The sequence below is a fragment of the Gemmobacter sp. genome (assembly GCF_046292685.1).
Taxonomy (GTDB): Bacteria; Pseudomonadota; Alphaproteobacteria; order Rhodobacterales; family Rhodobacteraceae; genus Wagnerdoeblera.
Window position 1 is genome coordinate 1 of record NZ_JBKBQM010000024.1, and the last position, 25,522, is coordinate 25,522.

Sequence of the window (25,522 nt, forward strand, 5' to 3'; positions counted from 1 at the left end):
CGTGCAACCGGCTGCGATAGGGCAGGCCGCAGGTTTGCGACAGCACGAGGTCGGGCGCGGTCCAGTGGTCCCACAAAGGCCAGCGCCCACGCACGAGTGTCTCGGGCGCGGCGAGTCCGGCTGCGCGCAGCCGGTCGCGGATGCCGGCCCAAAGCCGGTCGTTCGCGGCCTGAACCTCGGGCCTATCGTACATCGGCAGGCTCGCTTGCATCGGCTAGATCCCCTTGCGTTCCATGCGCTGCCGCGCCAGGCCCGAATCCCGGTCGGTGATGCCCAGAAGCGGTGCGACCATGCGCATCAGCCGGTCCTCGCCGGCGTCGCGGGTGCCGTCGGCCAGCACCACCGCCCACATCGCCTCGATCAGCCCGATCCGGTCGTTCAGCGGCACCGCGTCCTTCAGCACCCGGGTAAAGCGCACGGTGTCGGGCGCCTCGGCCTCGACCGCCTCGGCTTCGGCGCGCAAGGCGGCGGCCCCGGCCGCGTCCAGCCCGAAGCGCCCGATCAGCACCCGGTCGATCCGCGCCGCCTCGGCCCGTTCATAGCTGCCGTCCGCCCGCGCTGCCCGCACCAGCAGGGCCGCCAGCGCCAGCCGCGCCTCCTCGGCCGGCAAGGCCACCGGCCCGGGCTGAGCCAGCCGCCGCAACAGACCCATTACCATCGCTGAAGCCCCTTCATCTGTTCCCGACTATCCCAGGGGGGTGCCATCGGTTTGCCATCGGTTCGAGACCCAATGCCAACGGAGGCTGGCCCCCCGCTTTGCCCCCTTAACCATCCCAGCCGGCCACGATCACCAGATCGCCCGACGACACCGGGTCGCGCAGCGCCTTGGCGGCCTGGTATTCCGGGCTGTCGTAGCAGGCGCGCGCCACCTCGGGGCTGTCGAACTCGATCACCACCGTCCGGCCCTTGGCCGCGCCTTCGCGCACCTCCTGCGCGCCGCCGCGCACGATGAACCGCGCGCCGTATTTGGCAAAGGCCACGGCATTCGCCTGGCGGTAGGCCTCGTAGGCCGCAGGGTCGCGGACATCGACATGGGCGACCCAGTATCCTTTCGGCATTCAATCCTCCTCCGGTACCCGGATGCGCCCTTGCGCCACCCGCACCGCGCGCCCTGCCACCCGGGCCGCGACCAACCCACCATCCTTCACCACGGCCGTCAGGCGCAAGCGGCTTGGCCGCCCCATCTCGACGCCTTGATCCACCGTGACCGTGCTTTCGCCTTGGGGCAACTGGCCAAGGGCCAGGCGCACCGCCGCAAGAATCGCGGTGGCCGAGCCGGTGGCCGGGTCTTCGGGGATCCCGGCCGTGGGCGAAAACATCCGCGCGCGCACACGATCCGGCCCGGTCTCGACATAGGCCCAGATCGAATCCACCCCCGCCGCCGCCATCAGGCCGGACCACAGGGGTTCGCGCGGGGATGCCGCCGCCAGGGCCGCCAGATCGGGCAGCCGCGCGAACAGGAATTGCGGGCCACCGCCGAACACCCCGGCAAAGGTCACCCGGTCGAGCCCCAGCGCGGCCGCCACGGCCTCGGCCGCCACCGGCACATCCACCGCATGCGGCACCACCGGCGCGGTCAACTCGGCCAGCCCGTCGCGCAACGTCACCGGCACGAGGCCCGCGCGTTCTTCCAGCACCACCGGCCCCGACAGGCCGCGCAATTCGGCCAGCAACACCGCACAGCCGATGGTCGGATGCCCGGCAAAGGGGATTTCGGCGGTCGGAAACCAGATGCGCACCTGTGCGGCATGGGCCGGGTCGGCCGGCGCCTGCACGAAGATGGTTTCCGACAGGTTGAATTCGCGCGCCAGCCGCCGCATCTGGCCATCGCTCAGCCCGTCGGCGCCCAGCACCACCGCCAAGGGGTTGCCCGAAAACGCCCGGTCGGTGAAAACATCGAGAATGTGATATTCAAGCTGCATCTGTGCCCCGGTTCTGCTCTGCCAAGATTGCAAAAAGACAAGCCTTTACGCCGCAAACAGCGCCGAGATCCGCGCCGCCTCGGCCTCCAGCCCCCAGGGCGGGTTGAGAACGAACAGCCCCGATCCGACCATCCGGTGCCCTTCGCGCACCGGCGGAAAGCGGACCTCGTGCCGGAAGCCTTGCGGATGCGCCGCTTCCAGCGCGGCCAGCATAGGGGCATGCGCGCCGCCGGTCAGGATCGGATACCACAGCACGATCACGCCCACGGGCCACTTGCGGGCGATTTCGGCCACAAGGCGCGGCAGGCGGGCGTAATCCTCCTTCACTTCGTAAGAGGGGTCGATCACCAGCATCCCGCGCCGCGGCATCGGCGGGCAGATCGCGCGCGCCAGGGCAAAACCGTCTTCGCGCCGGACGTCGGCCTCGAAAGGGGCCATCGCCTGCACCAGCGCGGCATGTTCCTGCGGGTGCAGTTCGGCCACCACGATGCGGTCGAACACCCGCAGCAAGAGCCCTGCGATGACCGGCGAGCCGGGGTAGGCCGCGGGCCCATGCGCCGCGCGCACCGCATCGATGCAGCGGCGATAGGGGTGGTCGGGGGCCAGGCGAAAGGCCAACCGGCCGATGCCTTGCGCCGCCTCGCCGGTCTTGCGCGCTTCGGCGCTGTCCAGCGCATAAAGCCCGCGGCCGGCGTGGGTTTCGATATAGGTCATCGCCTTGGGCTTGGCGGTCATCGCGTCGATCATCCAGGCCAGAAGCGCGTGCTTCTGGACATCGGCCGCGTTCCCCGCGTGATAGGCGTGCTGATAGGACAACATCCCCCAGCCCTAGCGCAGCCCCCCGGCCCCGGCAAGCCGGGGCTTGCGCCCGGCCGCCCGCCCGGTGCAGGCTGCACCCCGGAGGACCAGATGCCGACGATCGCCCGCCTTGAAACCTTTGCCGATGCCTTCACCTGTGCCGTGCGCGTGACCGACAGCGAAGGGGCGACCGGCTGGGGCCAATGCGCCAACTACAATGCCGACATCACGGCCGAGGTCTTTCACCGCCAGATCGTACCCTGGGTCCTGGGCGCCGATGCCGAGGCCCCGGCAGCGCTGGCCGACCGCATCCTGCGGCGCGAACACAAGTATCCGGGCAGCTACCTGTGCCGGGCGCTGGCCGGGCTCGACACCGCCTTGTGGGATCTGCGCGGCCGGCGCGAAGGCAAGCCGGTGGTGGCGCTGCTGGGCGGCACCCCGCGCCCCATCCGCGCCTATGCCAGTTCGATGAAGCGCGACATCACCCCCGAAGCCGAGGCCGAGCGGCTGAAGCGGTTTTGCGCCGAACAGGGCTTTACCGCGGCCAAGTTCCGCATCGGTGCCGAATGCGGCGCCGACACAGACGAATGGCCCGGCCGGACCGAAGCGATCATCCTCGCCGTGACCCGGGCGCTGGGCGACGGCATCGACACGCTGGCCGATGCCAATTCGGGCTTTTCGGTGCCGCGCGCCATCGCGGTGGGGCGGATGCTGCAGGACCACGGCGTCGGCCATTACGAAGAACCGGTGCCCTGGTGGGACATCGACGCAACCCGCGACGTGACCGAGGCGTTGCAGATCGACGTGACCGGGGGCGAGCAGGACTGCGACATGGCCCAGTGGCGCCGCATCGTGGGCACGCGCTCGGTCGATGTGGTGCAGCCCGACGTGATGTATCTGGGCGGCCTGACGCGCAGCCTTCAGGTCTGCGACATGGCCGCGGCCGCCGGTCTGCCGGTGACACCGCATGCCGCCAACCTGTCGCTGGTCACCGTCTGCACGCTGCATCTGATGGGCGGCATCGCCACGCCGGGCAAGTATCTGGAGTTTTCCATCGAAGGCGACGATTACTATCCTTGGCAACGCGGGTTGTTCGTGCAGGATCCGTTCCGCGTGACCGATGGCCATGTCGCCATTCCCGACGGCCCCGGCTGGGGGGTGGACTTTGCCCCCGCCTGGCTGGGGCGCACCACCCACCGTGCTGCCTCGGTCGAGGATTACCGACCTTCGGCCTATGGCGCGCTCTACCACGACCGCAAGCCCGCATGACCGAAGCCCGCCCCCGATCGCGCATTCAGCAACGCAACCGCCAGACGATCCTGGATGCGGCGCTGGAGGTGTTTTCGCAATTCGGCTTTCGCGGCGCCACGCTGGACCAGATCGCCGAAGCCGCGGGCCTGTCGAAGCCGAACGTGCTGTATTACTACCCCTCGAAAGAGGCGATCCACGCCGAGTTGCTGGAAAACCTGCTGGATGTCTGGTTGCAGCCCCTGCGCGACCTCGACCCGGCAGGCGAACCGATGGCCGAACTGCTGGCTTACGTGCGCCGCAAGCTGGAAATGAGCCGCGACATGCCGCGCGAAAGCCGGCTGTTCGCCAACGAGATGCTGCAAGGCGCGCCCCGCATGGCGGGCAGCCTGTCGGGGTCGCTGCGCGCGCTGGTGGCGGAAAAGGCCGCGGTGCTGCAAGGCTGGATGGATCAGGGGCGCCTGACGGCGGTGCCGCCCGAGCATCTGATCTTTTCGATCTGGGCGTTGACGCAGCATTACGCCGATTTCGAAATCCAGGTCCGCGCCGTGCTCGGCCCCGGCCACGACCCCTATGCCGAGGCCGAGGGGTTTCTGGACACGCTGTTCACCCGGCTGCTGGCACCCGGGGGGATAGGCGGGACGACGGACCAGCAAATCCCGCCCCGGGCTTGACCCGGGGCCTCCTGTTTCTGGCGGCGCGCAGGCCCGGGCAGAGGTCCCGGGGCTAGCCCGGGACAGGGTTTCTCTCAGGCAAAGCTGCGGATCGTGGCGATCGCCCCGTCCAGCGCTACGCCCTTTTCGTCCTGCAAGGCGGCTTCGCGCAGCCGGCGCGCCCAGTCGGCCGCATCGGCGCGAGTCGCCACCAGCGCGATGCCGCCCAGCACGCGGTCGAACTTCGACAGGCCCCGGGCATGGGTATCGGAATAGCCCTTGACCAGCCGGCGCGCGCGGATCACCTCGACCGCGAGGTCGTAATTGGTGGCGCGGTAGGCCATCGCGGTTTCCAGCCATCGCGCGAGGTGCTCCTGCTCCTGGCGGTGGCGCAGGGTCTTGCGGCGCCAGCCTTTCAACCCGCCCAGCACATAAAGCATCGCATAGGCGCGCAGGCTGTCGGTGCGCAGCCGGCGCCCCTTGCCGAACCGCTTGTCGAGCCAGGCCATGCGCCCCGGGTTGGCCTGCCAGCGCGCGCCCATCGCGGCGGGAAACAGGCTGGTGATTTCTTCGGCCCGGGGGTGGAAGTATTCGGTCAGTTGCAGCAGCTTGCCGTCCTTGACGCCCATTTCGCCGTGAATGCGGGCAAACCGCGTTGCGCGGGTCTTGCGGTCGGCCACGCGGATGATGTCGTCATAGGCCATCGCATTGGCGATGTATTTCGCCGCTTCGCGCCCCAGCGCCCAGCCGTTGCCGGCCTTGTCCTGCGCCAGCACGGCATCCAGCCGGTCGAGGTATTCGGCGCCATAGGCCAGGTCCTGGAAATCCACCACCTTTTCCAGACCGGGGCGGGCAAGCTCGGCCACCGGGGTGGGCAGGGCGGCGACGCGGGCCATCAGCCTTTCCCATTCGGCGACCAGCCGGGCGGGGCCCGAAACCTTCGGGGGCGCGGCGGGGGCCGGGGCAGACTTCGGTTCGGCCAAGCCGTTCAGCGCGGCATCGAACCCGGCGGCAAAGGCGCGAAGGCTGGCCTCGACCCCCTTGCCGCTGGCGCGGATCGCGTCCTCGAAGGCCGAGCGCGGAAAGGGCAAGGCCCCCGAGGCCGCCAGTGCCCCGAACAGCGAGGCGGAGATGACCGAGCCCTGCTTCACCGCGACCTGATCGAAGTTGGCAGCGATGAAGCGGCGCGCGGCGATTTCGGCGGCGGCCATCACCTCGTCGCTGGAGGCGATGCCGTTGCCGGGCACCATTTTTTCCGACACGGCCAGCGAACGGTGGGTCGAGGCGATGAGCGTGGTGCGGTCGGGCGTGACGAAGCCGCGGATGATCGACCGCCCGGCCTCCATCATCTCGGCCGCGATCATCACATCCACGTCGCCACCGGCGGGCATCAGCGAAAAGATCGGCGTGCCGCCTTCGGCCGGCGCCATCTCGATGTAATAGACGGTGGCGCCGGTGCGCTGCGCCACCCCGGCAACCGACGTCGCCTGCGCCGCGTATCCGTTGGCGCGGGCCAGATCCTCGATCCAGTTGGTCAGCACGCCGCCGCCCTGGCCGCCGACGGCCAGAATCGCCAGCTTGATGATGCCTTCCAGACGGGCATCCGGGGTGCGGTGGGCAAGGGGCGCGTTCATGCGACTTCTCCGAAGTTCAGCGTGCGGGCGGCCCGGCGGCGCTGCAGCCAGCCGATCACCGCGGCGCGCCAACCGGCAAGGCGGGTTTCCCACGCGGTGGGGTTATGCACCACGCGCGCCTCGTAGAAGCTGGGGCACAGGATGGCGGCATCGGCCACCTCGCCGCAGTTGCCGCAGCCGACGCAGCTTTGGTCGATGGATGCCACCGGATCGTCGCGCAAGGGGTCGTCCAGCACCTTCAACCCCAGCGAGGGGCAGCCCGACAGGCGCATGCAGGCGTGATCGCCTGTGCAGATATCCTCGTCCACGCCGAATCGCGGGGTTTCCACCCGGCGGCCTTCCTTGATGGCCTTTTGTGCCAGCGGCTTTTCGCGCCGTTGCTTGTTGAGCATGCATTCCGACGAGGCGACGATGACCTTGGGCCCCTTTTCCGGGGTGGTCAGCGCCTCGCGCAGCACGTCGCGCATGTGACCGACGTCATAGGTGCGCGGCACCTCGCGCACCCAAGTAATGCCGATGCCTTTCAGCGCCTTGGAAATCGGGTGTTTGGTCGATTTGGTGGCGTTGTCGGCGCGCGAGGACGGAATGTCCTGCCCGCCGGTGGCGGCGGAGTAGTAGTTGTCGACAATCACCGCCACGCCGTCGGACTTGTTGAAGGCCATGTTGGTAAAGCTGGAGGAAAGCCCGTTGTGCCAGAATCCGCCGTCGCCGATGATGGAGATGGGCCGCTTTTCCCCGCCGCCGTCGAAGGCGCCGTTGGCCGCGGGGCCAAGGCCATAGCCCATCGTCTGCCCGCCGACCTCGAAGGGCGGCAAGGACCCGAACAGGTGGCAGCCGATGTCGGCGGCGATCTGGTGCTTGCCCAGTTCTTCCTGCACCAGCTTCATCGCGGCAAAGATCGGGCGTTCGGGGCAGCCGGTGCAGAACCCCGGCGGGCGGATCGGCACGGTTTTCGTCAGGTCGGGGATCTTCGGCCGTTCCTGGTTGGGCGCGCGCACCTGCGCGGGCAGCATGTCGGGGGCGGCCTGTTTCAGGAAGGCGGTGATGCTGTCCAGCATGACCCGGCCGGTGTATTCGCCGGCCATCGGGAAGATGTCCTTGCCGTGCAGCATCACCTTGCTGCCGCGGCGATAGAGGAAGGTCGCCAGCGCCTGTTCGATGAATTCGGGCTGGCCTTCCTCGACCACAAGGATGTGGTCCTTGCCTTCGCAGAACGCCATGAATTCGTCGGGCACCAGCGGATAGGCGACGTTCAGCACGTACATCGGCACTTCGGTGTTGCCGAAGATGTCGGCAAGGCCCAGCCGCTGCAAGGCGCGGATCACGCCGTTGTACATGCCGCCTTGCAGCACCAGCCCGACCTTGGCGGTTTTCGGCCCGAAAACCTCGTTCAGGCCCTTTTCCCGGATGAAGCGTTCGGCGTTGGGCCAGCGCGCCTTGATCTTTTCCTGTTCGTGGGTGAACGACATCGGCGGCAGCACGACGCGTTGGAAATCCGATTGCGGGCGGGCCACGGCCTCGGCCACGGTCAGGGCGGGTCGGCGGTTGTCGCGGGTGGGGAAGCTGCCGGTGACGTGGCAGGCGCGGATCCGCACCGTCAGGATCACCGGCGTGTTGCTGGCCTCGGACAGTTCGAAGGCGTCTCCCACCGCCTTCACGATGCTGGGCAGGTTGGGGCGCGGGTCCATCAGCCACAGCTGCGACTTCATCGCAAAGGCATGGGTGCGTTCCTGCATGATGCTGGAGCCTTCGCCGTAATCCTCGCCGACGATGATGATCGCACCGCCATTGACCCCCGAAGACGCAAGGTTCGCCAGCGCGTCCGAGGCGACGTTCACCCCCACCGGCCCCTTGAAGGTGACTGCCCCGCGGATCGGATAGTGCACCGAGGCGGCCAGCATCGCCGCGGCGGCGGCCTCGTTGGCGTTGGCTTCGAACTGGACGCCCAGTTCCTTCAGCAGGTCTTCGGCATCGGCCAGCACATCCATCAGGTGCGAAATCGGCGCGCCCTGATAGCCGCCGACGTAGCCCACGCCGTTTTCCAGCAGGGCCTTGGTCAGGGCCAGAATGCCTTCGCCGGTAAAGGTGTCGCCCGCGCCCTTGCGCAGGTCCTGGACTTCGGCCTTGAAACTGCGTTCTGCCATGACGGAACCCTCAGAGTTCGTGTTTTCGGATATTGGTCAGGATTTTCTTCAGCGTGCCCAGAAAGGCCGCGCGTTCGGCCTCGGGGATGCCGCGGAACATGCGGGCCTGGGCCTGGGCCATGTGCGGCCAGAGCCGTTCGAACACAGCGCGCCCCGGCTCGGTGATGAACACGCGGGTCGCGCGGCTGTCGGCGGCATCGGTGGCGCGCCGCACCAGCCCTTCGCCGGCCAGCTGGTCCAGCGCGCGCGACAGCGTGGATTGTTCGACCACGGCATAGACCGCAAGTTCGCGGATCAGCGGCCCCTCGATGACGGAAAGCACCGCTAGTGCCCGTGCCTTGGGTGTGGTCAGGCCCATTTCGGCCATTTCCTCGCGGAAGCTGGCGTTGTAGCGGCCCATGATCCGGTTCATCAGATAGGGCGCAAAGTTCGACAGCCCGAGTTCGCCCAGCCGGGGCAGGGTTTCGGGCGGCGGCTCGGGCGGGGACTGGTCGGTCATGCCCCCAGCGCCTTTGCCGCGTTGAAGCCCGATCCGCCGCCCAGGCCCGGCCCGGGGTGGGTCGAGGCGCCGATGTGCATCAGCCCGCGCACCGGGGTTTCGCCGTTGGTGGAATGGGCGAACGGGCGCCAGATGAAGAACTGGTCCACCGAGCAGGCGCCGCCGTAGGGATCGCCGCCGACAAGGTTGATGTTCATCCGTTCCAGATCGGCCGGCGAATACGCGCGGCGGCTGCGCTTGATGGCGTCGAAATTGGCGATGTGGCGCCGCAGGATGGCTTCGATCCGGTCGGCGAAGGCTTCCTTGGCGGCGTCCCAGTCGGTCGCCGCGATTTCTCCGGCCGCGTCGCCCTTGATGGTGCGCGGCGCATCGGGGATTTGCAGCCACAGCACCGCCTTGCCTTCGGGCGCGCGCGTCGGGTCGATGCGGCTGGGCTGTCCGACGCAGATGGTGGGGGTGGCAGGCAGCATGCCGCGCTCGGCCTCGTTGGCCGATTTCGACACGGCGTCGATTCCGTCGGTCAGGTGGATCAGCGCCACATCCGCAAGGTCCGGGCTGGTCCACTGCGGCAGACCGTCCAGCGCATAGTTCAGTTGGAAATCGCCGCGCCCGTGGCGATAGCGCCGCGTTGCCGCCTGTTCGGCCGGCAGGTTCACGCCCCCCAGCAGCCGCCCGTAAAGCTGCCCCGGCGCGACCGAGGCCAGCACCGACCGGCACGCGATGTGTTCGCCCCCCGTCAGCCGAACGCCGGTGACGCGGCCGTCACGGACGGTGATTTCCTCGGCATCGGCGTTGCAGCGGATCGTGCCGCCCTTGGACTCTATCAGGCGGCAGAAGGCGGCCGCGCCGGCCCCCGATCCGCCCTTGATGACCGGGGCGCCCGCCGCCTCCAGCGCAAAGGCAATGACCCGGCCCATCTTGGCAGAATAGGCCGACTCCGGGGTCAGCCCGCAATGCAGCACCCAGGGCGCCCAGAGTGCCTGCACCAGCGGCGAGGCATAGCCCGTTTCCAGCCAGCCGCGCGCCGGGGCCAGAGCGCTGCCCATCCAAGCCGCCAGCCCGCGCAGGCCGCGCTTGCGCACCTGGCCCCACATCAGTTTCGCGGTCGGCCACGACCACAGCCGCCCGCCCAGCAGGGCAAACAGGAAAGGCGCCTCGGACTCGATCGCGCCGACGTCGGCGGCGTGGGCATCGCCATCGCCGGGCGACAGCGCGTTGAACCGGGCGACGTTGGCCGCCCGGTCGGTTTTCAGCACCAGCGAGTCGCCGTTCGGGCGCAGCACGGCCGTCGGCGTTCCGGTGTGGCAGTATTCCAGCCCGTGCGCCGCCAGATGCGGCCCCAGCGCCGCCCCGGCCGGGGAGGTCAGGAACAGCACCCAGGTGGCCGCCATCACGTCATGCAGGAAACCGGGCTCCAGCTCCTCGGTGCGCAGGCAGCCGCCCGCGACGGGGTTCCGCTCCAGCACCAGCACCTTGTCGCCTTTCAGCGCAAGCAGGCTGGCTGCGACCAACCCGTTGATGCCCGACCCGATGATGACGTGATCGACGGCGGCCATCGGATCAGCCCCGCGCCACCAGCGCCAGCGCCCGGATGGGCGAGCCGGTGCCTTGCTTGATCTTCAGGGGCGCCGCGATCAGGATCGCGCCCTTGGGCGGCAGCTTGTCGAGGTTGGCAAGGCTGGCCAGACCGTAGCGGTTGTGGGCGTGCAGCAGGTTGTGCGCCGGGAAGGGCGGGGTCATGCCGCCGGCTTGCCCGGCATCGGTGCCGATGCACTGGCTGCCCCAGCCGACGATGCCCTTGCCGATCAGGTATTCGATCACTTCCGCGGTCGGCCCCGGGGTGTGCGGGCCGGTTTCGTTTGCGTTCAGGAACAGGGCCTCGTCATGGGCGCGCTTGTCCCAGTCGGACCGCAGAACGACCCATTCGCCGGCATTGATGGCGCCGTGTTTCGCTTCCCATGCCTTCACATGGTCGATGGTCAGCAGGAAGTCGGGGTCGGCCTCGCATTCGGCGCTGAAGTCCAGAACGTTCACCGGGGCGACCAGGCGCTGCACCGGCAGGGTGTCGGTGTAGCCGTCGGCATAGTCCTTGCCGGTGATCCAGTGGTGCGGCGCGTCGAAGTGGGTGCCCGAATGTTCGCCCAGTTCCAGCCAGTTCCACGCCCAGAACGGACCGTCCTTGTCGTATTCCGAAATGCGGTGGATCCTGATCGGCGGGGTGTCCTTGGCAAAGTCCGGCGGCAGCTTCAACAGCGGCGTTTCCGGCCCGAGCACGCCCGAGCAATCTACCACCTCGATTCCGCCCGCGGCGATCATCGCCCCGAGGCTTTGCAGGACAGCGGCTGAGGTCATCTGGTCTCTCCCTGGTTGCGGGGCTGCGCGCCCCGATGCGATGAAATCATGCTGGACAGATTTGAATGCATTTGCAAGTATATTTCCAACTTCAAAGGTTCGCAGCATGACTGACACGTTCGATGCAGTGCTGATCGGGGCCGGCCACAATGCCTTGGCCTGTGCCGTGCATCTTTCGGCGCGCGGCTGGAAGGTCGGCGTGTTCGAACAGGCCGCGACACCCGGCGGTGCGGTCAAGACCGGGGAATACACCTTGCCCGGCTTCCGCCACGACTGGGCGGCCATGAACGTAAGCCTTTTTGCCGGAAGCGCTTTTTTCAAGGCTTATAGCCCGGCGCTGATGGCGCGCGGGCTGGAGCTGGCGCCGACGGGCCGGCCCTTTGCCAGTGCGTTTCCCGATGGTCGCTGGCTGGGGGTTTCGACCGACATGGCCGAAACGCAGGCGCGAATCGCCGGGTTCAGCGCGGCCGATTCGCAAACCTGGGCCCGCCTGGCGGCGGCCTTTCCGGCCGATGCCGCGCATCTGTTCGCGCTGCTGGGTTCGCCGATGCAGAAACGTGCACTTGCACGTATCGCCTGGCGCCTGTGGCGCGAGCGCGGGGTTTCGGGGGCGCAGGATCTGGGGCGATTCCTGCTGCAAACGCCTCGGGCCTGGCTGGAAGAAACCTTTACCTCTCCCCACCTGCGGGCCACCCTCGGCGCCTGGGGCATGCATCTCGACTATGCCCCGGATGTCGCGGGTGGCGCGCTTTTTCCCTACCTGGAGGGGATGGCGGGGCAGGCCTTCGGCATGGTGCTGGCCAAGGGCGGGGCGGGTGCCATCGTGTCAGCGATGGTGGCCGAGATCGTGGCAAGAGGCGGCCGGGTGGAATGCAACGCCCCCGTCGCCCGCATCCTTCACACCGGCGAGGCGGCAAGCGGGGTGGAGCTGGCCGATGGCCGGCGGATCGTCGCGCGCAAGGCGGTGATTGCCGGCGTGGCCCCTTCGGCACTGATGCGGCTGACCGGCGGCACCGGGGAGCCGCGCTTCGATGCCGCGATGCAGGGGTTCCAGCACGCGCCCGGCACGATGATGATTCACCTGGCGATGGATGCGTTGCCGCCCTGGGCTGCGGGGCCCGACCTGCACCGCTTTGCCTATGTGCACCTCGCGCCCAGCCTCGACCAGATGGCGCGGACCTATGCCCAGGCCAAGGCGGGGCTGCTGCCGGACGAGCCGGTGCTGGTCGTCGGCCAGCCCACGGTGGTGGACCCGACCCGTGCGCCGGCCGGCAAGCATGTGCTGTGGGTGCAGGTGCGGATGGTGCCGGGCACGATCCGCGGCGATGCCGCCGGTGCCATTGCCGCGACCGACTGGGCCGATGCCGCCGAACCGATGGCCGAACGGGCGCTGGATATCCTCGAACGCTACGCGCCGGGCACGCGCGGGCTGGTGCTGGGCCGGCGCATCGTCAGCCCCGCGGAGCTGGAGGCCGACAACCCCAACCTGGTGGGCGGCGATCAGGTTTGCGGCAGCCACCACCTGGCGCAACATTTCCTTTTCCGCCCCGCAAGGGGCCGCACCGACGGATCGACGCCGATCCGCAACCTGCACCTGACCGGCGCTGCCGTCTGGCCCGGGGCAGGGACCGGCGCCGGGCCCGGATACCTGCTGGCGCAGAAACTTGCCGGCGTCTGAACGAAAACAGCAACAAATTACCACCACAACAGGGAAACGACCATGAAACTCACGCGACGCAGCCTGCTGCAAGCCTCGGCCGCCACGGTGGCGCTGGGGTTTGCCAAGCCCGTTCTGGCGCAAGCCATCGACGAACTGGTGATCGCCTATAACGTGAACCTGCCCAGCTGGGATCCGACCGTGGGCCCGAGTGCGGTGAACCCGACGATCCAGGGCCTGTATCAATCGGTGTTCGACCAGTACATCCTGCAGCAGCCCGACCTGTCGCCGGCGCCGGGCCTGCTGACCGCCTGGGGCTGGTCGGACGACCGTAGCCAGGTCTGGATGGACGTGCGCGAAGGCGTGAAGTGGCATGACGGCAGCCCCTTCACCGCCGAGGATGTGGCCTGGAGCCTTGCTCGCGTGGCCAAGCCGGAAACCGGCAGCCCGATCCAGTTCGTCTGGGGCACGCTGGACAACCACCGGGTCGAAGGTAACCGGGTGATTGCCGATGTGAAACAGTTCGACCCCACGATCTTCAAGTGGATGTATTTCCTGACCGGCTATGTGCTGCCGAAAGCCTACTATGAAAAGGTGGGGGCAGAGGGCTTCGAGGCCGCCCCCATCGGCACCGGCCCCTACATGGTCGAAAAGTTCGAACGCAACGCCTTTGTCCGGCTGAAGGCCAATGCCGATTACTGGGGCGGCAAGCCCGCGTTCGAGACGGTGACCATCAAGTTCGTGACCGATGCGGCCTCCCGCGTGGCCGAAATCGAATCCGGCAACAGCCACGTCACCCTGGAAGTGCCCTACGAGGAGTTCGACCGCCTGAAGGGAAAGGCCGGGCTTGCGGGGGTGGCAAAGCCGATTTCCGATATCGGGATGATCTTCTTCAACGATATCGACGTGATGCTGGACCCGAACGTGCGCAAGGCCGCCGTGATGGCCGTGGACAAGCAGGCGATCATCGACCGGCTGCTGTCGGGCTATGGCGTGGCCATCGACACGCTGGAAACCCCGGACTACGACGCGTTCGACCCCACGATCAAGACGCCCTACGACCCCGAAGGCGCCAAGGCGCTGCTTGCAGCCAGCGGATACGGCCCCGACAAGCCGGTGAAGTTCAAGATCCAGACCACCCGCGGCTTCAAGCCCAAGGATTACGAGATGGTTCAGGCCATCGTCGGGCTGTGGCGGCGCGTGGGCATCGAGGCGGAGATCGAGGTTTACGAAATCGCCAAGCATTTCGAACTGCGCGCGGCCGACCAGCTGGCACCGGCGGCCTTCTACAACTGGGGCAATTCGGTAGGCGATCCGACCACCTCGACCGGCTTTGCGATGTATGGGCCCAGCCCCCATTCGGTCTGGGACGGCCAGGACCTGATCGACATGATCAACCCGCTGTGGGGCGAGCCGGACGAGGCCAAGCGGATCGAGGGCTGGAAGGCCGTGAGCCGCCACATTGCCGAAAATGCGCTGGTGCTGCCGCTGTTGCAGTATGTGCAGCCGATCCTGCATGACGCACGGGTCAAGGTGACGCCGCACGCATCCGGCGCGCTGCTGCCGCACCTGATGAGCCGGGCGTAAAACCCGCCGTCGTGCCGGTGGAAAGGCCGGGGGGCTTTGCGCCCCCCGGACCCCCCGCAGGATATTTGTGGACAGAAAATGAGGCGGGTGCCCCGGGCGCCCTTCCGAAAGAGGCGCGATGCTGAGGCAGGTCATCTTGCGGCTAGCGACGACGCTGGTCACGCTGCTGGGCGTGGCGGTGATCGTTTTCGTTGTGATCCGGGTCGTGCCCGGAAACCCGGTGGCGATGATGCTGCCGCCCGGGGCTGGCCCCGAAGACGAGGCGCGGTTGCGGGCGCTGTACGGGCTGGACAAGAGCATCGGCGAGCAGTTCCTGATCTGGGCCGGCGGTGTGCTGCAAGGCGATTTCGGCACCTCGATCACGACGCGGCAGCCCGTGGCGGGGCTGGTGCTGGGGCGGTTGCCGGCCACGCTGGAGCTGTCGCTGATGGCGCTGGTGATTGCGGTGGTCTGGGGCGGCATCGTGGCGCTGCTGGGCACGCGGTTTCGCGGCGGGCGCACCGAAGCGGCCATCGACGTGGGCAATGGCATTGCGCTGAGCGTGCCGGATTTCCTGTGGGGGTTGGTGCTGATCCTGCTGTTCGGGGTGCTCTGGCCGGTGTTCCACATTTCCGGGCGCATCTCGCCCAGTCTGGACCTGCCGTTTGTCACCAACTTCTACCTGATCGAAAGCGTGGTCCGGCTGCGGTTCGACCTGTGGTGGGATCTGGTCAGCCACATGCTGATGCCGGCGCTGGCGCTGGCCTTTCCGTTGGCGGCGATCATTGCGCAATTGCTCAAACAGAGCCTGAAGGAAACCATGCACCTCGATTACGTCACTCTCGCGCGCACCAAGGGTTACAGCGAAACCCGCGTGATCCTGCGCGAGGCGTTGCGCAATGCCGTGCTGCCGACGCTGACGCTGGTGGGGGTGCAGTTCACCTTTCTGATCGGCGGCACCGTGATTGTGGAGCGGCTGTTTTCCTATGAGGGGCTTGGCAACATGGCCATCGATGCGGTCATCAACCGCGACCTGCCGCTGATCCAGGGCATCGTGATCCTGTTCGCGGTGATCTTTACCGCCGTGAATCTGATCGTGGACCTGCTCTATGCCGTGCTGAACCCGAGGTTGCGCCATGCTTGACGGGCGGGGGGCTGTGCGGCGCCGGGCCGGCGCGCGGTTGTGGCTTTCGGCGGGCTGGCTGATCGTGGCGGTGGGGGCGGCCTTGCTGGCGCCCTGGATCGCGCCGCACGACCCGCTGGCGCAGGATCTGTTCGCCGGCCGGTTGCCGCCCTTCTGGGTGGCGGGGGCCGACCCGGCCTATCCGCTGGGCACCGACAGCCTGGGCCGCGACGTGCTGAGCCGCATCCTGCATGGCGGGCGGGTGGCCTTTCTGGTGGCGGTGATCGCCGGTCTTGCCACGGCCTTGCTGGGGGGGGCGCTGGGGCTGCTGGCGGGGTTTTTCCGCGGCTGGGTCGACATGGTGATTTCCCGGCTGATCGACATCTGGATGGCCTTTCCGCCGGTGCTGTTTTCCATCCTGCTGATCGCGGTGATCGGGCCGGGGTTGTGGTCGATCGTCATCGCCATCGTGGTCATCGACTGGACGCGCTTTGCCCGGGTGGTGCGGGCCGAGGCGATGGGGCAGGGGGCGATGGATTACGTCGCCTCGGCCCGCGTTGCGGGGCGGGGGCGGTTTTCCACGCTGGTGGTCGAGATTCTGCCCAACGTGCTGCCGACCATCGTCGTGCTCCTGACGCTGGAAATGGGCATCGCGGTGATCGTCGAGGCCATCCTGTCCTTCGTCAACCTCTCGATCTCGACCGACAGCCCCACCTGGGGCGGCATGATCGCCGAAGGGCGCACGTCGGTGCATCAGGCCTGGTGGGTGCTGGTTCTGCCGCTGATTGCGCTGTTCCTGACCGTTCTGGCCTTTTCGCAACTGGGCGAAGGGCTGAAGGACCGCTTCGATCCGGTGCTGAGATGAGCTTTCTGCGCGTGGAAAACCTGACGGTGGGCCTCAAGGGCGGCGGGCGGCTGTTGCGGCGGGTGTCGCTGGAGGTGTCTGCCGGCGAGGTGATGGGCCTGGTGGGCGAAAGCGGGGCCGGCAAGTCGATGATCGGCAAGGCGGTGCTGGGCATCCTGCCCAAGGCGGCACAGGTGCTGGAGGGGCGGATCTGGCTGGATGGCGAAGACCTGCTGGCCTTGCCTGCTGCGGCCCGGCGCCAGCGGATCGGCGCCAAGGCGGCGCTGATCCCGCAAGATCCGCTGACGGCGCTGAACCCGGTGCGCCGCATCGGTCCGCAGATCACCGACCGGCTGGTCGACATTCTGGGTTGGGCGCCGGCCCGCGCCGCCGAAAGGGCGCGCGCGTTGCTGAGCGAAGTGCAGATCGCCGACCCCGACCGGGTGCTGCGATCCTATCCGCACGAGCTGTCGGGCGGCATGCGCCAGCGCATCCTGATCGCCTCGGCCTTTGCGGCGGAACCGAAGCTGATCGTGGCCGACGAGCCCACCACCGCGCTGGATGTGACGGTGCAAAAGCAGATCCTGCGGCTGATCCGCGACATGCAGGTTCGCCACGGCACGGCCTTGCTGTTCGTCACGCACGATCTGGGCGTGGTGTCCAAGATATGCCAGCGTCTGACGGTGCTGTATGGCGGGCTGGTGCTGGAACAGACCGACGTGCGGTCGTTCTTCAAGGCGCCGGGCCACCCCTATTCGGCCGCCTTGCTGGCCGCCACCCCGCGCCATGACGACCCCGAGGCCAGCCTGAACCCGGTGCCCGACGCGGTGATCGCTGCGGCGCGCGAGCAGGTGGCCGCGTTTGACCGGAGCGTTGCGCATGGATGACATCTACGAGGTGCAGGACTTGCGCTTGTCGCTGGCTGACATGGCGCGCAAGCCGCTGTTCGGCGCCGCGCCGCGGCTGGAGATCCTCAAGGGGCTGAGCTTTCGCATCCGGCGCGGCGAGGTGGTGGGCATCGTCGGCGGCTCGGGCTCGGGCAAGTCCACGCTGGGGCGCGCGCTGGTGCGGCTGCTGGAACCCAGCGCCGGCACCATCCGCTTCGAAGGGGCCGATATCACGCATCTGGACGATGCCGCCTTGCGGCCCTTGCGGCGGCGCATGCAGATGATCTTTCAGGATCCGATGTCGTCGCTGAACCCGCGCCACCGGGTCGGTCAGATCATTGCGGCGCCCTTGGTGCTGCATGGCAATGCCGATCCGCGCGCCCGCGCGCTGGAGGCGCTGGACAAGGTCGGCTTGCCGCGCGCCTTTGCCAGCCGTTACCCGCACGAGTTGTCCGGCGGGCAGCGCCAGCGCGTCGGCATTGCCCGCGCCATCGCCTTGCGGCCCGATTTCATTCTGGCCGACGAGATCGTTTCGGGGCTGGACGTGTCGAGCCAGGCGCAGGTGCTGGCGGTGCTGCGCGACCTGGTGCGCGACATGGGGTTGACGCTGGCCTTCATCAGCCACGACCTCAGCGTGATCCGCCGGCTTTGCGACCGGGTGATCGTGTTGCATCAGGGGGTGATCGTCGAAGACGGGCCATGCGCCCGGGTCTTTGCGGCGCCCGAGGCTGCCTATACCCGCGACCTGCTGGATGCGATCCCCGACCCTGACCCCGATCAGGCGTGGTTCTGACCCTTGGCCTTGCCGGGCGTTTGCGCTAGCGTCCGCCCATGACCGAAGCCGACCGTGCCTTTCTGACCGACCTTTTCGCGGCCGCTGTCGAAGCAGCCGATCCGCTGCGGGCGCTGGCGGCGCATCTGCCCGAACGGCCCCGGGGGCGCACGGTGGTGGTGGGGGCAGGCAAGGGGGCCGCGCAACTGGCGGCGGCCTTCGAGGCCTTGTGGGATGGCCCGCTGTCGGGCGTGGTGGTCACGCGCTATGGCTATGCTTGCCCCACGCGTCGCATCCGGGTGATGGAGGCCGCGCACCCCGTGCCGGATGCGGCCGGGCTTGCCGCCTCGGGCGCGCTGTTCGATGCGGTGCGGGGCCTCGGGCCGGACGATCTGGTGGTGGCGCTGGTGTGCGGGGGCGGCTCGGCCCTGCTGCCCATGCCGCCCGGCCCCTTGACGCTGGAGGACGAGGCCGCGCTGAACCGCGCCTTGCTGGCCAGCGGCGCACCGATTTCGGTGATGAACGCGATCCGCAAGCAGGTGTCGGGCATCAAGGGCGGGCGGCTGGCGGCGGCGGCGCACCCGGCCCGTTTGGTGTCGCTGGTGGTGTCCGACGTGCCGGGCGACGATCCGGCGCAAGTCGCCTCCGGCCCGACGGTGCCCGATGCCGGCACAAGGGCCGAGGCGCGGCGACTGGTCGAAACCTGGCGCATCGACCTGCCCCCGCGCGTGGCCGACTGGCTGGCGGGGGATGAAGGCGCCGCCCCGCACCCCGACGATCCGGTGTTCGCCGGCCATCGGGTGCAGGTCGTCGCCTCGGCCCGCCTCAGCCTCGAAGCCGCGGCCGATCTGGCGCAGGCCCGCGGCATCCCGGCCGCCATCCTTTCGGATGCCATCGAAGGCGAGGCGCGCGATGTCGCCCGCGTCCACGCCGCCATCGCGCGCGAGGTGGCTACCCGGAACCGCCCCTTTGCCCGGCCCGTCGTGATTCTGTCGGGGGGCGAAACCACCGTCACCTTGCGCGGCAAGGGGCGGGGCGGGCGCAATTCCGAATTCCTGCTGGCGCTGGCGCTCGCGGCCGAAGGTGTGCCCCTGGCCGCGCTGGCCGCCGATACCGATGGCATCGACGGGTCGGAATCCAACGCCGGCGCCTTTGCCGACGGGTTCAGCATGGCCCGCCTGCGTGCCCTGGGCCGCGACCCGGCGGCGATGCTGGCCGGCAACGATGCCTATTCGGCCTTCGAGGCGCTGGGCGACCTGTTCGCCCCCGGCCCCACGGGGACGAACGTCAACGATTTCCGCGCGATCCTGATCCGCTAGGCCCCCTGTGGCCGCTGGTCGCAGACCCCCTGCGCAGGCCATGCCGGCCTCCTAAATCCTGCTTCGAACATACAACTTCGACGAAGGATCTGGCATGGACGCCCTGCTTCTCTCGCGCATCCAGTTCGCGGCCAACATCTCGTTCCACATCCTGTTCCCGGCCATCACCATGGCGCTGGGGTGGGTTCTGCTCGGGTTCCGGCTGGCCTTCGCCCGCACCGGCGACAAACGCTGGTGGGATGCCTACATGTTCTGGGTCAAGGTCTTTGCGCTCAGCTTCGCCTTGGGCGTGGTCAGCGGCATCACCATGTCGTTCCAGTTCGGCACCAACTGGCCGGGTTTCATGGAAACCGTGGGCAATGTCGCTGGCCCCCTGCTGGCCTACGAGATCCTGACCGCGTTCTTCCTCGAGGCGGTGTTCCTTGGCATCATGCTGTTCGGCGCGTCGCGCGTGCAGCCCTGGGTGCACATCGGCGCCACCGCTCTGGTCGCCATCGGCACCACGATGAGCGCCTTCTGGATCCTCGTGCTGAACAGCTGGATGCACACGCCCGCGGGGTTCGAGCTGCGCGATGGCGTGGTGCACGCGACCGACTGGTGGGCCGTCGTCTTCAACCCGTCCATGCCCTACCGGCTGGCACATACGCTGCTCGCCTCGGGCCTGACGGTCGCCTTCCTGATCGCGGGGGTGGCCGCCTTTCGCCGGCTGGTCGGCGACCGCAGCGGTGGGTCGGCCTTGCAGCTGCGCTTCGGCCTGTGGCTTGGCGCGGTGCTGATCCCGGTGCAGATCCTCGCGGGCGATCTGCACGGGCTCAACACGCTGGAACATCAGCCTGCCAAGGTGGCGGCGATGGAAGGCAACTGGGAAACCGGGCCGAACGTGCCCCTGCTGCTGTTCGCCCTGCCGGATGAAGCAGCCCGGACCAACCATTTCGAACTCGGCATCCCTTCGGGCGCCAGCCTGATCCTGACCCATCGCGCCGATGGTGTGGTCCCCGGCCTGAACGACTACGTGGCCGAGGATGGCACGGCCCTGCACCCGCCCGTGGCCCCGGTGTTCTGGTCGTTCCGCGTCATGGTCGGGGTGGGGGTGCTGATGCTCGCGGTGGCCTGGGCGGGCGTCTGGCTGGCCTGGCGCCGCGGGGTCGATGGCCTGCCGCGCCCGTTCCTGATCGTCACCGCCGGCATGGCGTTTTCCGGCTGGGTGGCCACGCTGGCCGGCTGGTATACCACCGAAATCGGCCGCCAGCCCTGGCTGGTGCACGGCGTGCTGACGACCGAGGCCGCAGTGGGCCCGGTCGCGGCCAGTGCGGTGGCCACGACGCTGGCGGTCTATCTGGCCGTCTATGCCGGGCTGCTCGCCGCCTATATCGGCGTCATCACCCATCTTGCGCGCAAGGCGGCCGGCAGCAGCCCGGCCCCCCGCGCCACCCCCGTTCCGGCGGAGTAACCCGATGTTCGCACCCGAAACCCTGCCCGTCGTCTTTGCCGGCCTGATGGGCCTTGCCATCCTGCTCTACGTCATCCTCGACGGGTTCGACCTGGGCGTGGGCATCCTGTTTCCCTTTGCGGACGAGCCCGAGCGCGACCGCATGATCGCCTCGATCGGCCCGTTCTGGGATGCCAACGAAACCTGGCTGGTCATGGCCGTGGGCCTTTTGCTGGTCGCCTTTCCGGCCGCGCATGGCGCCATTCTGACCGCCCTATACCTGCCGGTGGCGGTGATGCTGGTGGGCCTGATCCTGCGCGGGGTCGCCTTCGAATTCCGCGCCAAGGTCGATCCGCCGCGCAAACCGCTGTGGGATGCCGCGTTCTTCGCGGGCAGCGCGATGACGGCGCTGTCGCAAGGCTTCATGCTGGGCCTCTACATCATGGGGCTGGACTGGACTCCGGGCACCGTGGCCTTCGCCATGCTCACGGCCGGCGCGCTGGCGGTGGCCTACAGCTTCATCGGCGCGGCCTGGACCATCGGCAAGACCGATGGCGCCTTGCAGGCCAAGGCGGTCACATGGGCGCGCGGCGGCATCTGGGGCATGGTGCTGGGGCTGGGGGCGGTGTCGCTGGCCACGCCCCTCGTCTCCCCGCGCATCTTCGACAAGTGGTTCGGCTGGCCCGACATCCTGCTGCTGGCGCCCTTGCCGCTGATGGCCGCCGGGGTGGCTGCGGCACTCTGGGCGGTGCAGCGCCACCTGCCCTTGCCGGGCGACCGGCTGGCCTGGGCACCCTTCAGCGGCGCGGTGGCCCTGATGGCCCTTGGCTTTGCCGGCCTCGCCTACAGCTTCTACCCTTACGTCGTCCCCGAGCAACTGACGATCTATCAGGCCGCCGCCGCCCCCGAGTCCCTGTCGATCATCTTGATGGGCGTGCTGGTCGTGCTGCCGGTCATCATCGGCTATTCGATCCTCAGCTACGTCATCTTTCGCGGCAAGGCCACGAAACTCAGCTATGGCTGAGCCTGGCCCATTTTCTGTCCTCAAATATCCCGGGGGGTGAATTGGCGCATCCCGCGCCAAGAGGGGGGCAGCGCCCCCCTCCTGCCCACCGCGGGCTCAGACGTTCAGCAGCAGGTGCTCGCGCTCCCAAGGGGAAATCACCTGCTGGAACTCCTTGTATTCGTGCCGCTTCACGGCCGCATACAGCGCCACGAACTCGGGGCCCAGCACCTCGACCAGCGCGGTATCCTCCTCCAGCAGGTCGATGGCGTCCGACAGGTTCAGCGGCAGCTCGTCCTCACCCATATAGGCGTTGATCGTGCATTCTGGGCGCGGCGCCTGCGCTTCCTTCAGGCCCAGATAGCCGCAGGCCAGGCTCGCGGCGATGCCCAGATAGGGGTTGCAATCCATCCCCGCCAGACGGTTTTCCACCCGCCGCGCCTCGGGGCCCGAAATCGGCACGCGCAGGCCCGTGGTGCGGTTGTCGCGGCCCCATTCCAGGTTGATGGGGGCCGCAAAATCCGGGACATAGCGGCGATAGCTGTTCACATAAGGCGCCAGCAGCGCCACCGCCGCCGGCAGGTGCCGCTGCATCCCGCTGATGAAATGCAGGAAGGCTGGCGTCTCGCTGCCGTCCTCGGCCGAAAAGATGTTGCGGCCCGTGCGGATGTCCACCACCGAATGGTGGATGTGCATGGCGCTGCCCGGCTCGCCTTCGATCGGCTTGGCCATGAAGGTGGCAAAACAGTCGTGGCGCAGCGCCGCCTCGCGGATCATCCGCTTGAAGTAAAAGATATGGTCCGCCAGATCGACCGGGTTGCCGTGGGCGAGGTTGATTTCCACCTGGCCCGCGCCGCCTTCCTGCAGGATGCCGTCGATTTCCAGCCCCATCGCCTCGGCGAAATCGTAGATGTCGTCGATGACCTTGCCGTATTCGTCCACGGCGCTCATCGAATAGGCCTGCTTGGCCGCCGCCCGCCGCCCCGACCGACCCATCGGCGGCACGATCGGCATGTTGGGGTCGAGGTTGCGCGCGACAAAGAAGAACTCCATCTCGGGCGCCACCACGGGGCGCCAGCCTTCGGCCGCATAGAGCGCCAGCACGCGCTTGAGCACGTTGCGCGGCGCCGTCGGCACCGGAAGCCCCCGCTGGTCGAAAGCATCGTGGATGATCTGCAGCGTGATGTCGGCGGTCCAGGGTGCGGCCGTGGCGGTGGTGAAATCGGGAACCAGCGTCATGTCCGGTTCCTTGTATTCATCCTCGCCCTTCGGGGCATCCGCCCATTCGCCGGTGATCGTCTGCAGGAAGATCGAGGTCGGCAGGAAGAAGGATTTCTGATGCTCGAACTTGAAGGCGGGCATCGCCTTGCCGCGGGCGACCCCGGCAATGTCGGGGACGATGCATTCCACCTCGTCCAGGCGGCGGCCCGACAGATAGTCGCGGGCGGCTTCAGGCAGTTTCTCGGTCCATTCGGCCATGGGGCACCTGTCTGGGGCTGCGCGGGGCCTTGAAGAAGGCCGCGATGCGCGAAGCAAGAATCCGGTCGTCAAGCGGCTGGTCCAGGCGCGCGCGCGCCTGATCCATCAGCGGGTCGGGCACCACGCCCTTGCCCCGCGTTTCCATCAGGCCCGCAACGAAGTCGGGCCGGAATTCGGGGTGCGCCTGCACGGTAAAGGCGCGGTCGCCATAGACCAGCGCGGCATGGGCGCAGAAAGGATGTGTCGCCACGGTTTCGGCATCCGGCGGGCGCTCGGTCACCTGGTCGCGGTGCCAGGCGTTCAGCCGGATCGTTTCGCCGCCGAAATCATAGTCCTGCGGCCCCACGGCCCAGCCGCCCGGGAACCGTTCCACCTTGCCCCCCAGCGCCTGGGCGATGATCTGGTGGCCAAAGCAGATGCCCACCATCGGCACGCCTTCGGCATAGGCCCGGCGGATGAAATCCTCGAGCTTCGGGATGAAGGGATGGTCTTCGTAGGCGCCGTGGCGCGAGCCGGTCAGCAGCCAGCCGTCGCAGGCATGCACGTCTTCGGGGAACTCCATGTCCACCACGGCATAATCGCGGAAGGTGAACCCCTGGTCGGCCAGCAGGCGGCGGAACATGTCGGGGTAAGTGCCGGATTGCGCCACAAGCGGTTCGGGCGCGTGGCCGGTTTGCAGGATGCCGATAAGCATGGATCACTCTGAATGCAGGTAGTGCACTCTAGCGCGCGTCGCGGGGGGCGGGCAAGGGGGACGGGCCAAGGGGGAAGGGGCCAGGGGTGGCGGCCGACCCGCAGCCGAAAGCACCGCCACAGCACCGCGCCCCTGAAACGGCGCGGGCCCTTGGCGGCAGCCCCCGCCAGCGGTTAGAACCGCGGCAGTCCTGCCCGGAGGCCCCGATGAACCTGCTGCATGCCAACGACCGCCCCGGACGCTATCCGCCTTCGTGGTATGCAGCCACCGCGGTGCCCGCGCCCGACCGCCCGGCCTTGCAAGGGGAAACCCGTGCCGATGTCTGCATCGTCGGCGCCGGCTATACCGGCCTGTCGGCGGCCCTGCATCTGGCGCGCGCCGGTTTGCGCGTGGTGGTGCTGGAGGCGCACCGCGCCGGCTGGGGCGCCTCGGGGCGCAACGGCGGGCAGGTCGGCTCGGGTCAGCGGCTGGATCAGGACTGGATCGAGGCGCGCCTGCCCGGCGATGCCCGCGCCTTGTGGGACATTGCCGAGGCTGCCAAGGCGCTGGTGCAGCGTCTTGGCGCAGACATGCCGGGCGTGGACTGGCGCCCCGGCATCGCCCATGCCTTGCGCACGCCCGCCGAGGTCGGTGCGGCCCGCGTCTATGCCGAACGGCTGGCGCGCGACTATGGCTATGACCGGATCGAGCCGCTCGACCGCGCCGCCCTGGCCGGGCTGATCGGCAGCGACGCCTATGCCGGGGGCGAGCTGGACCACGGTGCGGGGCACATCCACCCCTTGAACTTTGCACTGGGGCTTGCGGCCGCGGCCGAGGCGGCGGGCGCGGTGATTCATGAACACGCCGAGGTCACCCGGCTGGACCCGGGCCCGCCTGCCCTGCTGCACACCCGCAGCGGCACCGTGCGCGCCGATCATGTCATCCTGGCCTGCAACGGCTATCTGGGCGGGTTGGAACCCGCGGTGGCGGCCCGGGTCATGCCGATCAACAACTTCATCATCGCCACCGAACCCCTGGGCAGCCGCGCCCCGCTGGCGCAGCCCGTGGCGGTGGCGGATTCGCGCTTTGTGGTGAACTACTGGCGCCAGTCCCCGGACGGGCGGTTGCTGTTCGGCGGCGGCGAAAGCTATGGCTACCGCTTTCCCGACATCGTGGCGACAGTGCGCAAGCCGATGCGGCTGGTCTACCCGCAGCTTGCCGATGCCCGCGTCGAATACGCCTGGGGCGGCACCCTGGCCATCACCATGACGCGCATGCCGTGTTTCCTAAGGGTGCGCCCGCATGTGCTGTCGGCCTCGGGCTATTCCGGGCATGGGGTGGCGCTGGCCACGATGGCGGGGGCGATCCTGGCCGAAGCGGTGCAGGGCCAGGCCGCGCGGTTCGACGTGATGGCCCGCCTGCCCACGCCGCGGTTCCCGGGCGGGGCGGCCTTGCGCCATCCGGTGCTGGTGCTGGCGATGACCTGGTATGCCTTGCGCGACCGTTTGGGCATCTGAGCG

General features: G+C 68.5%; 23 protein-coding genes and 1 pseudogene. 12 read left to right on the forward strand and 12 right to left on the reverse strand.

The features are described 5' to 3' along the window. From ACK4S2_RS08495 to rlmJ, 5 genes and pseudogenes are all read right to left on the reverse strand, one after another. A pseudogene (locus tag ACK4S2_RS08495) lies at window positions 1-211 on the reverse strand (hypothetical protein); the annotation flags it as partial. Between the two features lie 3 nt (window positions 212-214). Then, entirely contained in the window at window positions 215-658 is a 444-nt protein-coding gene (locus tag ACK4S2_RS08500; RefSeq protein WP_409622919.1) for a TerB family tellurite resistance protein, read from the reverse strand. Window positions 659-764: 106 nt separating this feature from the next. Next, window positions 765-1,058 (reverse strand): DUF1330 domain-containing protein, encoded by a 294-nt coding sequence (locus tag ACK4S2_RS08505; RefSeq protein ID WP_409622921.1) that lies wholly within the window; start codon window positions 1,056-1,058, stop codon window positions 765-767. Next, complete coding sequence (locus ACK4S2_RS08510) at window positions 1,059-1,922, reverse strand: PhzF family phenazine biosynthesis protein (RefSeq protein ID WP_409622924.1); 864 nt, start codon at window positions 1,920-1,922, stop codon at window positions 1,059-1,061. It abuts the gene before it with no gap. 45 nt (window positions 1,923-1,967) lie between these two features. Continuing rightward, complete coding sequence (gene rlmJ, locus ACK4S2_RS08515) at window positions 1,968-2,741, reverse strand: 23S rRNA (adenine(2030)-N(6))-methyltransferase RlmJ (protein ID WP_409622927.1); 774 nt, start codon at window positions 2,739-2,741, stop codon at window positions 1,968-1,970. A 90-nt stretch (window positions 2,742-2,831) separates the two neighbouring features. Here rlmJ and ACK4S2_RS08520 point away from each other — a divergent pair, with 90 nt between their 5' ends. Further along, entirely contained in the window at window positions 2,832-3,989 is a 1,158-nt protein-coding gene (locus ACK4S2_RS08520; protein WP_409622930.1) for a mandelate racemase/muconate lactonizing enzyme family protein, read from the forward strand. Beyond that, complete coding sequence (locus ACK4S2_RS08525) at window positions 3,986-4,642, forward strand: TetR family transcriptional regulator C-terminal domain-containing protein (protein WP_409622933.1); 657 nt, start codon at window positions 3,986-3,988, stop codon at window positions 4,640-4,642. Before ACK4S2_RS08520 ends, ACK4S2_RS08525 begins: the two co-directional genes overlap by 4 nt. Window positions 4,643-4,716: 74 nt before the next feature. Here ACK4S2_RS08525 and ACK4S2_RS08530 read toward each other — a convergent pair whose 3' ends face one another. Genes ACK4S2_RS08530 through ACK4S2_RS08550 form a run of 5 tightly spaced genes read right to left on the reverse strand, consistent with a single transcriptional unit; the run spans window position 4,717 to window position 11,250 of the window. Next, the gene (locus tag ACK4S2_RS08530) at window positions 4,717-6,255 is read right to left on the reverse strand and encodes an indolepyruvate oxidoreductase subunit beta family protein (protein WP_409622936.1); all 1,539 of its coding nucleotides are present in this window, start codon (window positions 6,253-6,255) and stop codon (window positions 4,717-4,719) included. After that, on the reverse strand, window positions 6,252-8,399 hold the full coding sequence (locus ACK4S2_RS08535) for a thiamine pyrophosphate-dependent enzyme (RefSeq protein WP_409622939.1): 2,148 nt from the start codon (window positions 8,397-8,399) through the stop codon (window positions 6,252-6,254). Before ACK4S2_RS08535 ends, ACK4S2_RS08530 begins: the two co-directional genes overlap by 4 nt. Before the next feature lie 10 nt (window positions 8,400-8,409). Then, the gene (locus ACK4S2_RS08540; protein WP_409622942.1) at window positions 8,410-8,898 is read right to left on the reverse strand and encodes a MarR family winged helix-turn-helix transcriptional regulator; all 489 of its coding nucleotides are present in this window, start codon (window positions 8,896-8,898) and stop codon (window positions 8,410-8,412) included. Next, window positions 8,895-10,454, reverse strand: coding sequence for a phytoene desaturase family protein (locus ACK4S2_RS08545; RefSeq protein ID WP_409622945.1), 1,560 nt, complete (start codon window positions 10,452-10,454; stop codon window positions 8,895-8,897). The genes ACK4S2_RS08540 and ACK4S2_RS08545 overlap by 4 nt, the downstream gene beginning before the upstream one ends. A 4-nt stretch (window positions 10,455-10,458) precedes the next feature. Beyond that, the gene (locus ACK4S2_RS08550; protein WP_409622948.1) at window positions 10,459-11,250 is read right to left on the reverse strand and encodes a cyclase family protein; all 792 of its coding nucleotides are present in this window, start codon (window positions 11,248-11,250) and stop codon (window positions 10,459-10,461) included. A gap of 106 nt (window positions 11,251-11,356) precedes the next feature. On the opposite strand from ACK4S2_RS08550, the gene ACK4S2_RS08555 reads away from it, so the two are divergent. From ACK4S2_RS08555 to ACK4S2_RS08595, 9 genes are all read left to right on the forward strand, one after another. Beyond that, entirely contained in the window at window positions 11,357-12,928 is a 1,572-nt protein-coding gene (locus tag ACK4S2_RS08555; protein ID WP_409622950.1) for a phytoene desaturase family protein, read from the forward strand. Window positions 12,929-12,970: 42 nt separating this feature from the next. Further along, on the forward strand, window positions 12,971-14,494 hold the full coding sequence (locus tag ACK4S2_RS08560; protein ID WP_409622953.1) for an ABC transporter substrate-binding protein: 1,524 nt from the start codon (window positions 12,971-12,973) through the stop codon (window positions 14,492-14,494). Window positions 14,495-14,612: 118 nt separating this feature from the next. Next, window positions 14,613-15,617 (forward strand): ABC transporter permease, encoded by a 1,005-nt coding sequence (locus ACK4S2_RS08565; RefSeq protein ID WP_409622956.1) that lies wholly within the window; start codon window positions 14,613-14,615, stop codon window positions 15,615-15,617. Then, window positions 15,610-16,461, forward strand: a complete 852-nt coding sequence (locus tag ACK4S2_RS08570; protein WP_409622958.1) for an ABC transporter permease — start codon at window positions 15,610-15,612, stop codon at window positions 16,459-16,461. Before ACK4S2_RS08565 ends, ACK4S2_RS08570 begins: the two co-directional genes overlap by 8 nt. Then, window positions 16,458-17,327, forward strand: coding sequence for an ABC transporter ATP-binding protein (locus ACK4S2_RS08575; RefSeq protein ID WP_409622961.1), 870 nt, complete (start codon window positions 16,458-16,460; stop codon window positions 17,325-17,327). Before ACK4S2_RS08570 ends, ACK4S2_RS08575 begins: the two co-directional genes overlap by 4 nt. Beyond that, the gene (locus ACK4S2_RS08580) at window positions 17,320-18,120 is read left to right on the forward strand and encodes an ATP-binding cassette domain-containing protein (RefSeq protein ID WP_409622964.1); all 801 of its coding nucleotides are present in this window, start codon (window positions 17,320-17,322) and stop codon (window positions 18,118-18,120) included. Before ACK4S2_RS08575 ends, ACK4S2_RS08580 begins: the two co-directional genes overlap by 8 nt. A 38-nt stretch (window positions 18,121-18,158) precedes the next feature. Then, complete coding sequence (locus ACK4S2_RS08585) at window positions 18,159-19,418, forward strand: glycerate kinase (RefSeq protein WP_409622967.1); 1,260 nt, start codon at window positions 18,159-18,161, stop codon at window positions 19,416-19,418. A gap of 94 nt (window positions 19,419-19,512) precedes the next feature. Next, complete coding sequence (locus tag ACK4S2_RS08590) at window positions 19,513-20,868, forward strand: cytochrome ubiquinol oxidase subunit I (RefSeq protein WP_409622970.1); 1,356 nt, start codon at window positions 19,513-19,515, stop codon at window positions 20,866-20,868. Between the two features lie 4 nt (window positions 20,869-20,872). Continuing rightward, a complete protein-coding gene (locus tag ACK4S2_RS08595) occupies window positions 20,873-21,871 on the forward strand; it encodes a cytochrome d ubiquinol oxidase subunit II (RefSeq protein ID WP_409622973.1) in 999 nt (332 codons plus the stop codon). Window positions 21,872-21,967: 96 nt separating this feature from the next. Here the strand turns inward: ACK4S2_RS08595 and ACK4S2_RS08600 are convergent, their stop codons facing one another. Then, the gene (locus ACK4S2_RS08600) at window positions 21,968-23,329 is read right to left on the reverse strand and encodes a glutamine synthetase family protein (protein ID WP_409622978.1); all 1,362 of its coding nucleotides are present in this window, start codon (window positions 23,327-23,329) and stop codon (window positions 21,968-21,970) included. After that, complete coding sequence (locus tag ACK4S2_RS08605) at window positions 23,301-24,023, reverse strand: type 1 glutamine amidotransferase (RefSeq protein ID WP_409622980.1); 723 nt, start codon at window positions 24,021-24,023, stop codon at window positions 23,301-23,303. Before ACK4S2_RS08605 ends, ACK4S2_RS08600 begins: the two co-directional genes overlap by 29 nt. A gap of 206 nt (window positions 24,024-24,229) precedes the next feature. Between ACK4S2_RS08605 and ACK4S2_RS08610 the strand changes: the two genes are divergently transcribed. Continuing rightward, window positions 24,230-25,519, forward strand: a complete 1,290-nt coding sequence (locus ACK4S2_RS08610; RefSeq protein WP_409622982.1) for an NAD(P)/FAD-dependent oxidoreductase — start codon at window positions 24,230-24,232, stop codon at window positions 25,517-25,519. Window positions 25,520-25,522 lie beyond the last annotated feature (3 nt).